Source organism: Gordonia jacobaea (genome assembly GCF_001186365.1).
GTDB lineage: Bacteria > Actinomycetota > Actinomycetes > Mycobacteriales > Mycobacteriaceae > Gordonia > Gordonia jacobaea.
The window spans coordinates 55,429-68,939 of the sequence record NZ_LDTZ01000024.1; the positions used below are offsets into that span (position 1 = coordinate 55,429).

A 13,511-nucleotide genomic window follows, 5' to 3' on the forward strand; every position below is an offset into this window, starting at 1 on the left:
TGATGCGTCGTTTCCGCAGGCAGTAGCCACGCACAGCGTGACCACGCACGCGCACGCGAAGACCAACGCTTTTCTCACACGGAGAATCTAGCGGGTCGTGCGAACACGGTGCCGTCTGCTTGCGCGGGGGTGCCCCGTCCATGATTCTGTTTCGCGTGGGAGTGCAGATCAGCACGCGTGACGACGCGGCAGCAACGCGGCGCCGTCATGGCACTCCGCCCACACCTCTGCGCGACCCCAATGTGGTGACGGTTCCGCGCGACGGCGAGGTCTACGCCTATCTCGGTCCGCAGATGAGGTGGGTCCAGCTGTTCCTGATTGCCGCGTTCGTCCTCGCGGGCGCGTCGTTGTTCGTCTTCGCGACGGCTCACCCGCTGCTCTGGCCCGCGCTGATCGTGCTCGCGCTCAACGCGGCGAGTGTGGTCTTCGCAGCATGCACCGGAATGGCCCGACGCCGCGTGCAGTGGCGTTCGCACCAGACACTCGCGGCGACCTGGGAGCCGGACGACGCCCGGTACCCACGCGTCGACGTCTTTCTGCCCACGTGCGGCGAAAGTCTCGCCATTCTGCGCAACACCTACGAGAACGTCTCGCGCCTGTCGTGGGGGAGCCGCATCAAGTTCTACGTCCTCGACGACGCCGCGCGGCCAGGCGTCGAATTCCTCGCCGAGGAGTACGGCTTCACCTACATCGTCCGGCCCAACCGCGGTGAGCTACGCAAGGCGGGAAACCTCAGACACGCGTTCGGCATCAGCTCCGGGCATCTCATCGTGATCTTCGACGCCGACTTCTGTCCGCGCCCCGACTTTCTCTGGCATCTCGTGCCCTACCTCGACGATCCGCGAGTGGGGGTGGTGCAAAGTCCGCAGACGTTCGCGACCACCGAATCAATGAACTGGATTCAGCGGACTGCGGGGGCGACGCAGGAATTCTTCTACCGCTGGGTGCTGCCGTCACGCGACGGCTTCGATGCGGCGACGTGTGTTGGCACCTCTGCGGTGTATCGGCGGTCGGCACTCGAGGCCGTTGGCGGGTTTGCGCCGATCGACCACAGCGAGGATCTGCACACGGGCCGGCATCTGCAGCAGGCCGGTTACCGGGTGAGCTACGTCCCGGTGGTGCTCTCGCGGGGGTTGTGTCCCGCGGATCTCGCCGGATTCCTCAACCAGCAGTACCGCTGGTGCATGGGATCGCTGTCGCGCCTCCCGAATCCGGCGCTGACCACGGCTCCCGTCCGTCCGACGATCCGGCAGCGCCTCGCGGCCTTGGCAGGTGTGTTCTATTACCTGACGACTGCCATGAACGTCTTCATGCTGTTCATTCCGGGGATCGTGATGGTCGCGTTCTATCCGGCCGATGTGCATCCGGCGCAACTCGTTCCGTTCCTGCTGGGACTGTGGGTGTACGTGGTTCTTTTTCCGTTGGTGTCGCGCAGCAGGTGGCGATTCGAGGTGCTCCGAATTCAGATGGCGTACAGCTTCGCGCATACGGTTGCCATCTGGCACAAGCTCACCGGACGCGAGAAGAGTTGGGTACCCACAAGCGTTGTCGGAAAGACGAATTCACTTGCGCGGTCGATCAGTCTGCTCGGAGTTGTCGCACTCGGCGGATCACTCGCGCTCTTCTGGGTTCTCCTCGTGCGTGACGTGCGCGAATACGGGCTCTGGGAATTCTTCATGCTCGTCGGATTCGTGGGGGCCTACACCTATCTCGCCCTGCCGCTGCTATCCGAGTTCATCAAGATACTCATCTCACATCAGCGTGCATCATCGAAGGTGTCCGACGAGATAGGCGCTGCCACCGCGACTGCTGACGCGTCCGACGTCACGGAGCGCGCGGCATGAGTGAACCCGAGTTCGGGCCGCAGGCTCCTCAGCGTCGCTCTCCTGAGCGGCCCGAGGTGACGGAACGCCGCCCCACCGAACCCAATTGGAACCGCATCACTGTGTTCGAGGTGGTCGGCTACACGCTCGCGATTGTCTTCATCGGGGTGCTCGCGATGGGCGTCTTCGACATCATGCTCCCGTGGTCGACGTGAGACTGACCGACATCCTCGCGCCTGCCACCCCCGCGGTTCCCAAGCGACAGTTCTTCGATGACATCGCGGGTCTGCGCGGCATCGCGGTGCTTGTCGTCGTGGCGTTTCACTCGCGTATCCCGTTTATCCCTGGCGGATTCGTGGGTGTCGACATCTTCTTCGTCATCTCCGGATTCCTCATCACCCGGCTGCTCGTCAACGAGTTCGAGCAGACAAAGACGGTGTCTTTCAAGGGCTTCTATGCTCGACGCTGCCGCCGCATCATTCCGGCGGCCTCATTGGTGATCGTCGTCTCGCTCGTGGCCGCCATCATCACGATGCCGCTACTGAAGGTGTTCAAGCAGTCGCTCGATCTCCTCGCCGCGGCAGCGAACGTAGCCAACTGGCACTTCATCGCGCAGAACGCCGACTACCTCTCGGGTGCGATAGACGGCAGCCTCGCGACGCACTTCTGGTCACTGTCGATCGAGGAGCAGATCTACCTCGGCTGGCCGTTGATCATCTTTGCCGCGGCTGTTGCGGTGTCGAGAACCGCTCTGCGCCGACGTCTTTCGCCCCGAGTCTCGATCGGCGTGGTCGTCGGTGTGATCACGGTGGTCTCGCTCGTCTGGTGCATCCAGACCACCGCGGCCGACCCCGCGTACGCCTACATGGCGACGCAGACCCGCATCTGGCAGTTCGGCGTGGGCGCCCTCATCGCCGTCGCATCGCCGTGGCTCGCCACCCTCGCCGGTCGAGCTGGTCGAGGCGCCCCTACCGCTGGTGGAGACGCCCCTACCGCTGGTGGAGACGCCCCTACCGCTGGTCGAGACGCCCGTACCGCTGGTGGAGGCGTCCGTGCTCGCTGGTCGAGCTTGTCGAGACCACCCGCCGCCGGTCGAGATGCCCCTACCGCTGGTCGAGATGCCGCTACCGCTGGTCGAGCTTGTCGAGACCACCCCGCCGTAACGCTGCTCGCCGTCGTGCTCGGCTGGGCGGGTTTCGCGGGCATCGTCGCGGCGTGTGTGCTGATCGATTCGCGCACGCCCTATCCCGGAACCGCGGCACTACTGCCGACCCTGTCGGCAGGACTCGTCATCGTCTCGGGACAGCTCGCCGGTACGGGTCTGCCGCTCGTCGGCAGTCTGCTGTCGCTTGCGCCGCTGCGCTTTCTCGGGCGTGTGTCGTATTCGTGGTACCTGTGGCACTGGCCCGTGCTCGTCATCTTCGAGGCGCAGACCGGCATCCGCTCATGGCCGGTGCTGGTGGCCGTTTCGGTGGGATCGCTTGCGATAGCGACGTTGTCGACGCTGTACTTCGAGGAACCGATCATCGCCAACGCCGAACTCCGCCGCAACGCGTCGGCGTCGATCTCTGTCGGACTCACCGGACTGGTCGTCGCGCTGTCGGTGTCGCTGACTGCCGGTGTCCTCGTGGTGAAGGCGGCGAGCCGCGACACCGTCGCGCACGCGTCGTTGAACTACGACGCCGTGTTCGGCCAGGCGCGCTCGACGATGAGTGGGCCGGTGACGCCCAACCCGTTCCAGGCATACGACGACAGGCCATCGCCCACCGAATGTCTTGTGCCGGTAGGGCAGCAGAACCCCACGCGGTCGTGCGTCTTCGGGCGCGCGGATGGTATTCCGGTGGCGCTTTTCGGTGACAGCCACGCCGAGCAGTGGTCTGAGGCCCTCCGCAGCATCGGTGATGCGCACGGCTGGCAGATACACCAGTTCACCAAGGCCGCCTGTCCCGCACAGGATCTCACTCCTCGACCGCGCCAGCAGGATCCGTTCAACAAGCAGGACTGTCTCGACTGGCGTTCGTCCTCCCTCGATGCGATCGACGAACTCCACCCGAAGATCATCATCATCTCGTCGCTGTCGACCTACGTTCCTGATTACCCATCGTCGCAGGAGGCGTGGGACCGCACGCTCGCGAGACTCCGCGCCACCGGCGCACGCCTGGTGTACATCGAGGACACACCGTATCCGGGATTCCAGATCGCCGACTGCATGTCGGGTGCGCTGGACAACTGGCACAGGTGCGATTTCGGACTCGACGGCTTCATCCGCATCGAGCCGATACTCGACGCCCAGGCGCGTGGCAAGGACACCGACATCACCTCGATCGGTGTCAATGACCTGCTGTGCGAAGGCAATACGTGCTTCCCGGCGCGCAACAAGATCATGTTCTACCGCGACGACTCACACCTGACGAACACGGCCGCAACGGTTCTCGAGCCTGCGCTCGTCAGCAGACTCGACGAGCAGCGATTCGACTACACGGCCCGCTGAGTGCCCCACGGCACCGCCGGCTAGGTGCGCTGGAGTTTGGCAATGGCCTCGCGAAAAGCGTTGAGGCTCTGTGGCGTCGAGTTGAATCGCCAGTCACGTTCCTTGTCGACCTGGAACCACAGTGCTGCCTCGAGGCGATCGGTGGCTTCGACGATGCCGAAAAAGCGTCGTATCCAGTCGGCCTTCGCGTCAGGTGTCGTTCCGTCGGTGCTCGCCGCCTCGGTGATGAGGATCGGGCGGTCGGAATCGAGGCGGGCCAGAGTGCTCAGGCTGTCGGGGAACAGTTCCTCGGGCCACTGCCATCGATGTCCGGAACCGTCGCCCCAGTTGTATCCGTCGAGGCCGAGGTAGTCGACGTGGTCGTGGCCGGGAAACGCAGACGTGAAATCGGTTGTGCCAGCGGTGAGTACGTTGGGTGCCCAGACGAAACGAACGTTGTCGGCGTGCGCGTCGTCGAAGATCGAGTGCATCCGGAGCCACGCTGCCCGATACTGTTCCGCGGTGTTGCCGCTGACGCCGATCGACCACGGATACCAGGTGCCGTTCATCTCCTGCGCGAAGCGCAGCAGGACCGGTTTGCCCCACGAGGTCAGGCTCGACGCCCATTTGCGCAGTTCGCCGTCGAACACTCCGGACGCGATGCGTGCCAACGAGAAAAGCGGCTGCACAGTGCCGCCGCCCGGGTCCCAAGGCTCCAGGCTCAGTAGCGGAACCGCACCCGACGCCGCGATGGCGTCGAGGTCTGCGGTGGGTAGTGAGTCGCCGAAGGAGACGAACCGGTGCAGATAGCGCGGGGCCCTGCCCGCCAATTCGGTGAGTCGCGCGATCGGCGTCGACGCCACGCCCTCGCGGGGGAGGACCTCGGGAATGAATGCGCCCCACTGTCGCTGCGAGGTAGGCGATGTCGGCTGTTCAGGTGTGGAGGTGCACGCCGCCACGGCGGCGAGTCCACCCAGCGCGGCCAGACGCAAGATGTTGCGTCGGGGCAGCGGTATCGGGGGCACCCCGCAATGTTAGGCCCCAGGCCCAGGGTCGAGCTTCTTGATCCAGACGTCCCACGTGATGTCCGACGTGTACGCCGAGTGCTGGTGGACCGCGTCGTGGGGATAGTCGTCGGGTGATGGATCGGGAAGCCAGGCTTCGACGATGCGACCATTCTCTCTGACCAGATAGCACCCGCTGAACACTTCTTGTGGAACAACGGATCCGTTGTCGTAGCGCTTCAGTTCGCCGCCCTCGGTGTAGCTGACCACGCCATCGCCGATGTAGTCGGTGAAGCGGACGAGGTTGATCCATCTGCCGCCCAATGCGCGTCGGAGCGTCGCGTGGGTGTTATGGCTCAATGCCGCGGGGAATGCTCTGCCGTAAGCCCACCCCAGTTGCGAGCCGTACGTCAGCAGCGAGAGCCGTGTGCGTTCCGGGCCTTGCTCCCGTGTGATGCGGTACGCGAGGGCGTACATGATCATTGAGCCCTGGCTGTGCGCGGCCAGGATCAACCGCCGATGAGGTCTCGTGCTCAGGAATCGTTCCAGATCGCGAATCGCGCGCGGTGCGTACGCGGGTGGCACGAGTGGATGTGCCTCGCGGGGCCAGAAGGATGCGAGGTCCCACAGCACGCCCAGGGATCGGCCCGCCTTTCGTGGTTTCTGTGCGGCGTTGAACATCGCACGCAGAAGCAGCAGACCGACCAGACCGAGTGCGCCGATGCCGACCCACTGCAGACCTTCGCCGCGGCGGACAAGGCTGGTGCTGGCGGTGGCCACGATGCCCGCGATCATCGCGCAGAGAGCGAGTGTGCCAACGCAGACCGGGATGCGGAGCTTTGCGGAGGCCACGCCCCACCTGATGCGCCGGCCGAAGGAGCGTCGTGGCGACGTGTCGAGCAACTTGAGATCGGCCAGTTGTGGACCAGCAAGTTTCGCTCGTGCTCGACCGTCGACGACGATTACCCCGCCCAGAAACGCGGCGGTTACCAGACCCCAGATGAGGACGGTAACTCCCCACATCCAGGCAGTACTGGCGTACGAGTCGGGCAACGGCACCGGGTTCTCATGATCGGGTTTGTTGTGATCGATAACGAGCGCGGCCAGTCGGGTGAACCCGACGCCCAGCCCGACTCCCCACAGCACGCCGATCGCAGCGACGAGAGGAGCGTGTAGCCCGTTGAGCCAGGGCGTCGACGGCTCTTCGCGAGCACCCCACCACGTCTTCAGATTGTGCGGTAGCACCAGCGCGCCGACGGTCGCGAGAATGGCTGCGCCGACCAGCGCGGCGTCGAGCCAGAACAACCAGGTAATGGCATCGCCGACGATGTGCTGTGGCTTCGCGGCGAAGTTCGTCACGACGAGAAGCGTCGACGATGCGACGACCCAGAGCACCGCAGGCCACGACACGAATGCCTTCGTCCACGGTTCGGGCGTCGATGTCGCGCGAGGGTCGACGCACAGAGCTGTGGCCACGACGACCGCGGCGAGCATGGCGACGACGAGTCCCCAGATCACGCGCGGTACGGTGTGGTCGCCCAACACAATTGTGGCAGTGCAGATTCCGGCAACGGCGTGTGTGGTGATCAACACCGTTGCCCTGCCGTCCGATGGCGAGACGAACGCATCGGTCGCAATGAGCGGAACCTCGGCGGGGTCGGTGGCTGAGGGCGATTCGTTGAAACGCGCTGGGTTGGTGGGCGCCGAATCCGCGGGCACGGAATCAGTGGGCACGGAATCAGTGGGCGCCGAGTCAGTTGGCGCGTCCACGTCTTTGTCGTTGTCGCCGTACAGACTGACGAAGCCGCCGACGAGGAAGATTGCGACGAGGCAGCCGAGGACTGCCCAGTCGCGCCAGGCGCCGTCGTGCATCCGGCGAAACAGCACGCCGTCGATCAGGAATGTCAACTGCGCAATCATCGTGACAGTCAGGGCAAGTCCGAGTAGTCGTAGCAGTGCACGCAGCACGACGACGCAGCTCTGCGCGATCGGGTTGTCCTGTGCGGCTTTCGGATACATCCACCCCGCAACATTGACCAGTGCGAAGGGGCCGAAGAGTGCCCAGATTGCCTGTATTGCCATGCCGGAGGTCATGTTTCCCCACCGGTACGCCACACGGTTACGGGGGCGTCGGACGTGGGCTGGTCGTTCGGGATATGTCGTGAAGACGCCCTTGAATCCCTCGCCGGGGACTTCGACGACCCGCGCGCTGTCGAGGATGACTGCAGATTCGGTTCCGCTGACCCCGTGGGTCAGGAGCACGAACGGTTCGGGAGCCCGGTCATCGTCGGCCATGAAAGGGAATTGTCCCACCTCCCGCCTGGCCGAGTATGTCGTTCGGACGACGCGACTTTCCGCGTGCATCGTTCCCGAGGTGAGTTCCGCGACAGGACCTTTCCTGTCGCGGACGGCGGCCGCAGCCACTAGTCCGGGTGGCGTAGTCCGAACGGTCGAACCTCGCCATCGGACGCGTTGGCGGCCGCCGTGGGGCGCAGACTGTGCAGGCCTTATTGTCGATCACAGGCGGTGACCATGACCGGACGCTATCCCTATCAACCTGCTCCTACGGGGCAGTCGTCGAAGATCAGTCGCAAGGCGATTGTCGGGGGAGGCGTCGGGGCGTTGTTTCTCATGATGGCCAGTTGCGGTATCGGTGCGGCGCTCGGTGGTGGTGGCGACAGCACGCAGGCGGCACCGACCGTGACGTCGACGACGACGCTGACCGAGACCACCACGGCGGCGTCGAACGAGACTGTTTGGCGCACCACAACAGTCACGCCATCTCCGACGGAGACCACCACCGAGGTCGCCGATCAGACCGACGATTCGGCCAATACGCCGCGCGGACTGCTGGGGCCGAGGACCACGACGCCAACCGCGAACTCCGATTCCGGGGCCGGTAGCGCGTCTTACGGAAGCTGCTCGGCAGCGCGAGCGGCCGGCGCGGCTCCGTTGTACGAGGGACAGCCGGGCTACTCGTCGAGTCTCGATCGTGACGGCGACGGGGTTGCCTGCGAGTAGATCGGCTAGCTGACGACCAGGCTCCCGATGATCGGTCGGGCTAGTTTGTTCTGCGGCAGTTCGGATTTCGAGTCGTGGGGGCGAGGGGATGCACGCGAGGTTGAGCGTGCCGCCACTCAGGAGAAGACGAGCACCAGAATGGTGCCCATGTGAGCCGACGCGACGACGTGGTGTTGCCGGTCGAGATCTGGGCGACCTGACGTAGCGGGCCTTCACTGATCTCGCCGCAGGCGCGGCATCGGCCACGACGGAAGTCGCCGAAGTGTGAACGCTTAGGCGAAGCGGATCTATCGAGCGCTGCCGCGGTACTTCCGGTGGTACTCGTCGTACAGGTCGGCGTTGCGAACCCGCTCGTTGTGCTTGACCAGATCGGGATTCAATCCGTGCTGCTCGAGTCGATGCCTGCGGTAGATGACGTTCAGGGCGATCGAGAAGAAGATGTACGCGATGGGGATCGGCGAGAACATGATGAACCGGACGCCCCAGTCGGCAGGAACGAAGAGCATCGGCAGCATCAGGATGATGCAGGGAATGGCCCAGCGGACCACCATGCGCATCGGGGCGCCCTTGCCTGCCAGGTCGTTGGCGACCCACGCACGCATGGAGTCCGGCAACACTGCGCCATAGCAATAGCGGACGTACTGCCAGCCCCTTGGTCGAGCCGCGGTGTCTGCCATGGTTTGCGCCCTTCTCGAAATTCAATCGCGTGCTACTGAATTCTACGCGAACGCACATACCGGACGTCGTCGAGGTGTTGTGACGTACGACGTATGCGCGGAGTGAAGCGTGAAGCCCCGGGTAGCGCTCGGTGTTGCGGCAAAGCCTCGTGGGGCAGCCAGCCGCGTGTCGGAAGGCTGCCCCGCGTGTTGCCGCGCAGAAGTATGGAGTTCTCAAGGTTCGTGCGCGGTCCCGCGATGCGGGTGCGCAGGGTTGTGGTCTCGGGTGCGGAGGTGTGTGGTCTCTGAGGGCGGTGTCGGGTCAGTGGTGGCGGTGGGCCAGGGTCAGATGGATCGTGCTGGGTCGGATGACGCCGGTCTCGCTCATGTCAGGCTCGGTCATGCCGCGGCGGGCAGGTTGTCGAGGTTCATGGTGCGTCGGTGGTAGGACATGATCGGTCTGCGTTGGGGGTCGACGGTGGTCGGTGGAATGAGCCAGGGGTGGCGGTCGTGGCCCATGACCACGTCCCAGCCGCGGTGGTGCACGTCGTCGTGGCACGAACTGCACAGCAGGCAGCCGTTGTCGAGGTCGGTGTCGCCGCCGTCGGCCCAGTGCGTGATGTGGTGAGCGCGAGTCCATGAGGCGGGTGCCCCGCATTTGATGCAGCAGTGGTCGCGCTTCTTCAGCGCTCGGCGTTGGGTGCGGGTGAAGAGGCGTTTGGTGCGGCCGACTGCCAGTGGGACTTCTTCGCCGTCGGTGATCATGACGGTGACGTCGGCGTCGCAGGCAAGACGTCGGGCGGTGGCTTCGGTGACTGCGCCCATGAACGGCAGCGTCGACAGCTCGGGGGTTGCTGCGGGAATGGTCAATCCGAGTTGTGTGGGGGAGGCCAGGCCGGCGAACGGTTGACTGATCACGTTGTCGCCGTTGATGTTCGACGATGCGTCGGTGGCCGCGCCGTTGGCGGCGAGATCAAGGATGATCTCGAGCGCGTCGGCGCAACGGCGTTCGGGGCCGCGCGGGTCGTGCGACCCGTCGGGTTGCGGTTGCGGCGCCGAGAACTTGTCGATAGCGGTCATCAGTTTCTCGCCGACGACGGCGTCGAGATCGGCTTTGACGCGGAGTCGGCCGTCGACTTTGGTGGTGGTCACCGAGTTGATGCAACGGTCTTCGGCGGCTGGCAGACCGCCGGTGTCGTCGGATCGGATATTGCCGACTGTGCGGGCGTACTCAAAGATGTCGGCTGGGGTTGTAGTCGAGAATGCTTGAGCGGCAAGCGAAGATGCGAACTGCCGCCGCTCGTCGCTATCGATGGGGGTGGCGCTGCGTTGCTCGATATGGGCTAGTCCGCGCACTATGGCGTCGACATGTGCCGACGAGAACGCGCCGTCTGCGGAGAACCCGTCGACAGTGCCGAGGCTGCCGAGCGCCCGACCTATGCGTACCCATCGGTGCGCGTCGGCGGGAGCCACTCCGAGTTCGCCCAATAGTTCAGTCATCCTGCGGCCCTGGCGTTTATCGACGCCGAGCCTACATAGCGTGGCCGAATGTGCGGCGAGCTGGTGCTCGGTGACGTTGCGCAATTCGACCAACGCGCGGATGGTGTCGCAGGCGAGAGCGGCGTCGTCATGGTCGGCGCTCACGGCATCGCGAACCACGGCAATAGCGTCGCGCAGCGCGGCGGAAACAGAGTGGGTGGAAACAGGGTCGGCGAGAACGGAGTCGGCAAGAACGGAGTCGGTTAAAACGGCGATTGGCGACGAATCGGGCATGGCTCCAAGGTACACGAATGAACGTTCGAATCAAGGGTTATTTTTGCTGGTAGAAGGCCTGTGGATAACTCAGCTTCAGGCGGCGAAGTTGTCGGTGGCGAGTGGTATAGGCGACCAATTACGTGCCGTAGTTCGAGCACTCGCTCGCGCCGGACCAAAGCGAACGTGGAGGAGTGCGTACGGTCCACTGCGCGACGTCGTATCAGCAGAATGCGCTCACGAGCGGCAATGCGACGCAGCGGCGAAAACCGTCGGTCATTGGTTCATCGGGCTTCGAGGTCGCCGGTGTTCACGACGAAGCAACGGTGTGCACGCCGACTCTGATCCGGCTGGGTTCAACGCTCAGAGGTCGGAGTGCAAAGACGAAGGGTGAACAGGTGGGAGTGGCGTACGCGGCCCAGTTGTACGGGAGCGCGCCGTCGTCGCACTACAACAAGCTCGGACCAGACGCCGGCTGCGAAAGGTGATGTCGCGGTGTGGGGTTCGGGATTGCCGAACGGTACCGGGGGAGCGGGTCATGTCGCGATCGTGCTCGCTGACCAGGGTGGGTCGTTGCAGATTCTGACGCAGAATCCAGGTGCCACGCATATCGGATCGATGAGCAAGGCCTACTTGACCGGTCTTCTGCGTCCCAAGAACCTGACGCCACCGTCGAACAATCCGAACGGGTCGATCGATGAAGTGGCGTCGCCGCGTGCAGGAGTGGTGCGGATACGAGGTTGGGCACTCGACTGCGACGATGCCGGCGACAGCATTCAGGTGCATGCTTACGTCGGTGGACAGGCGGGTGCGCCGAACACCGAGGGACATCTGTTCGTCGCGAATGGTGCTCGCCCGGACGTCAATTCGACGATCGGAGTGCCTGGAAACCAGAGCTTCGACGCGACCTTCGCCGTGAGCAAATCGGGAAACGTGCCGGTGTGTCTGTGCGGGGTCAATGTCGGCGGCGGCATTAATGTTCTTCTCGGTTGTCGCACGGTGATCCACACCCACGCGGCAGCCAAGACGAGGTGAAGGCGCTCGGCTTTGGCGCAGTCAAGGTGCGCGGGTGGGGATTTGACCCGAGTGACAGCGGCAGAAACGTCGACGTCCACGTGTATGTGGGACCGCAACCGAGCCAATCGGAGCTACGCGAATGTGCTGAAGGCAACTAAGTCGCGACCCGACGTCAATACCGCGTACGGAATCACCGGCAACCACGGGTTCGAGACCACCGTCTACACGAAACTAGTGCCCGGTGTGTGTCGTACTCGACTCACTTCGCCACCCTGCCCTCCACGAAATGCCGCCGGCACAGCGCTCGGTACTGCATTGGCCCGTCGGCGGTATCACCGACGGCGACCACGTCTCCGGTCCGCACCATCACGCCGTCGACGATGCGTGCGTTCATGAATGCTGTTCGGCCACACCAACACAGCACGACGGCTTGCAGCCGATGCATCTCGTCTGCCACCTCAACGAGACGTGCAGCGCCGTCGAACAGCTTCGATCTGAAGTCGGTGAGGAGTCCGTAGGCGAAGACGTCGAGACCGCTCTCGTCGACGATGCGCGCGAGTTGATCGACCTGCGCGACGCTCATGAACTGCGCCTCGTCGCAGACGACGTAGTCTATTCGCGAACTGGGGAAGCCCTCGACGAGCGCAAAGACGTCTGTGTCGTCGTCGACCAGCACGGCGTCGGCGACAAGTCCGATCCGGCTAGTCACCAGCGACTGGCCCGAGCGGTCGCGCTTGGTCATCAGCACACCGACTCGGCCCTGCTGGCCCTGATTGAAGTGCGTCTGCAGCGCGAGCGTCGTTTTGCCCGCGCCCATCGGACCGTAGTAGAAGACGAGACGACCCGGCTCACCCATTGTGCAACCTCCAGACGACGACCGTCACATGATGCTGCAGACGCGGCCCGACCGCACCACTCGTGCAGAAGTATTACAACGACGCCGTCAAATACGAAGGTGAACAGCTCTCCGAGGCGGCCGAGTCGCAGATCGCGATGCTGAGTCTGTCCTCACTACAGAACATCGAGGCTGTCCGCTCTGGGTGAGTCGCGGGCGTCAAGTGTCGTCCGACGCTTCACCCGCGTACCGCGCGATGGTCCCGTCGACGAGAGCTGCGATGTGCGTCCGCACGTCGTAGCTCGCCGCGTACGAACTCCACACGGGAAGCACGCGCGCAAGCGCAGGGTACTTCTCTTCGACGGTGCCCGGATCGATCGTCTCCAGCCACGACTTCTTCTCGGCATACGCGCGGTTGACTTCGTGCCACTGAAGCTCGAACCCGATGAGCGACCACACCGCCCGCCATAGGTCGTATGCCTGCTCGTCGTTCAGTCCCATGTCATTGGCGTTGGAGATGAAGGCGTCGATCATCGCGTACGGCGGCACACCCGTGCTGGCGCCTTGATGAAGGAGCTCGGGTAACCACGGGATCGCGGCTAGGCCCGCATACGTGTCGTAGAGCTGAGCTAGCAGGCGGTCACGCGGGCCGCCCCTAGGCCTGTGCCACTTCACCCTGCTGGTGACCTCGGCAATGACCATCGACAGCAACTCGGCCTTGCTGCTCACGTAGTGGTAGACCGCCATCGGCCGCAGGTCCATCTCCTCGGCGAGCAGCCGCATGTTGAGCGCGTCGGCGCCGTCGCGATCCAGGATGCGGATGGCGGCGTCGACGATGCTTGCTCGGCGTTGCTGCGGTGTGACAGTCACTGAATCCAGATTCACACAAGCCAAGCGGGCCCGCCAGCCGTGGTCCGAGGCAGAGCGGTGGTG

General features: G+C 64.3%; 11 protein-coding genes. 5 read left to right on the top strand and 6 right to left on the bottom strand.

The annotated features are described in order from the left end of the window. Positions 1-140: 140 nt before the first annotated feature. The 3 genes from ABW18_RS20320 to ABW18_RS20330 are packed head-to-tail and all read left to right on the top strand — an operon-like array spanning position 141 to position 4,314. Entirely contained in the window at positions 141-1,844 is a 1,704-nt protein-coding gene (locus ABW18_RS20320; RefSeq protein ID WP_049700803.1) for a glycosyltransferase family 2 protein, read from the top strand. Then, the gene (locus ABW18_RS22815) at positions 1,841-2,038 is read left to right on the top strand and encodes a hypothetical protein (RefSeq protein ID WP_049700804.1); all 198 of its coding nucleotides are present in this window, start codon (positions 1,841-1,843) and stop codon (positions 2,036-2,038) included. The genes ABW18_RS20320 and ABW18_RS22815 overlap by 4 nt, the downstream gene beginning before the upstream one ends. After that, positions 2,035-4,314, top strand: coding sequence for an acyltransferase family protein (locus ABW18_RS20330; RefSeq protein ID WP_049700867.1), 2,280 nt, complete (start codon positions 2,035-2,037; stop codon positions 4,312-4,314). The genes ABW18_RS22815 and ABW18_RS20330 overlap by 4 nt, the downstream gene beginning before the upstream one ends. Before the next feature lie 20 nt (positions 4,315-4,334). Here the strand turns inward: ABW18_RS20330 and ABW18_RS20335 are convergent, their stop codons facing one another. Both ABW18_RS20335 and ABW18_RS20340 read right to left on the bottom strand, forming a co-directional pair. Continuing rightward, on the bottom strand, positions 4,335-5,318 hold the full coding sequence (locus ABW18_RS20335; protein ID WP_235434463.1) for a glycoside hydrolase family 26 protein: 984 nt from the start codon (positions 5,316-5,318) through the stop codon (positions 4,335-4,337). Positions 5,319-5,327: 9 nt separating this feature from the next. Further along, complete coding sequence (locus ABW18_RS20340) at positions 5,328-7,592, bottom strand: hypothetical protein (protein WP_152930156.1); 2,265 nt, start codon at positions 7,590-7,592, stop codon at positions 5,328-5,330. A 237-nt stretch (positions 7,593-7,829) separates the two neighbouring features. Between ABW18_RS20340 and ABW18_RS20345 the strand changes: the two genes are divergently transcribed. Continuing rightward, positions 7,830-8,318: an excalibur calcium-binding domain-containing protein gene (locus ABW18_RS20345; RefSeq protein WP_083444482.1), complete on the top strand. Its 489-nt coding sequence runs from the start codon at positions 7,830-7,832 to the stop codon at positions 8,316-8,318. A 287-nt stretch (positions 8,319-8,605) separates the two neighbouring features. Here ABW18_RS20345 and ABW18_RS20350 read toward each other — a convergent pair whose 3' ends face one another. Both ABW18_RS20350 and ABW18_RS20355 read right to left on the bottom strand, forming a co-directional pair. Next, positions 8,606-8,995, bottom strand: a complete 390-nt coding sequence (locus ABW18_RS20350) for a DUF5313 family protein (RefSeq protein ID WP_049700807.1) — start codon at positions 8,993-8,995, stop codon at positions 8,606-8,608. 378 nt (positions 8,996-9,373) lie between these two features. Next, a complete protein-coding gene (locus ABW18_RS20355) occupies positions 9,374-10,747 on the bottom strand; it encodes an HNH endonuclease (RefSeq protein WP_083444476.1) in 1,374 nt (457 codons plus the stop codon). A 354-nt stretch (positions 10,748-11,101) separates the two neighbouring features. Between ABW18_RS20355 and ABW18_RS20365 the strand changes: the two genes are divergently transcribed. Then, positions 11,102-11,761 carry a CHAP domain-containing protein gene (locus tag ABW18_RS20365; protein ID WP_152930157.1) on the top strand — a complete coding sequence of 220 codons (660 nt, stop codon included), beginning with the start codon at positions 11,102-11,104 and terminating at the stop codon, positions 11,759-11,761. 241 nt (positions 11,762-12,002) lie between these two features. Here ABW18_RS20365 and ABW18_RS20370 read toward each other — a convergent pair whose 3' ends face one another. After that, on the bottom strand, positions 12,003-12,599 hold the full coding sequence (locus ABW18_RS20370) for a thymidine kinase (RefSeq protein WP_049700810.1): 597 nt from the start codon (positions 12,597-12,599) through the stop codon (positions 12,003-12,005). A gap of 198 nt (positions 12,600-12,797) precedes the next feature. Then, entirely contained in the window at positions 12,798-13,448 is a 651-nt protein-coding gene (locus tag ABW18_RS20375) for a TetR/AcrR family transcriptional regulator (RefSeq protein ID WP_049700811.1), read from the bottom strand. Positions 13,449-13,511 lie beyond the last annotated feature (63 nt).

Bases quoted from the DNA above. Each gene is read 5' to 3' on its own strand.
- ABW18_RS20320 (WP_049700803.1), top strand. From the start codon at position 141: ATGATTCTGTTTCGCGTGGGAGTGCAGATCAGCACGCGTGACGACGCG.
- ABW18_RS22815 (WP_049700804.1), top strand. From the start codon at position 1,841: ATGAGTGAACCCGAGTTCGGGCCGCAGGCTCCTCAGCGTCGCTCTCCT.
- ABW18_RS20340 (WP_152930156.1), bottom strand. From the start codon at position 7,592: ATGGCCGACGATGACCGGGCTCCCGAACCGTTCGTGCTCCTGACCCAC.
- ABW18_RS20345 (WP_083444482.1), top strand. From the start codon at position 7,830: ATGACCGGACGCTATCCCTATCAACCTGCTCCTACGGGGCAGTCGTCG.
- ABW18_RS20350 (WP_049700807.1), bottom strand. From the start codon at position 8,995: ATGGCAGACACCGCGGCTCGACCAAGGGGCTGGCAGTACGTCCGCTAT.
- ABW18_RS20355 (WP_083444476.1), bottom strand. From the start codon at position 10,747: ATGCCCGATTCGTCGCCAATCGCCGTTTTAACCGACTCCGTTCTTGCC.
- ABW18_RS20370 (WP_049700810.1), bottom strand. From the start codon at position 12,599: ATGGGTGAGCCGGGTCGTCTCGTCTTCTACTACGGTCCGATGGGCGCG.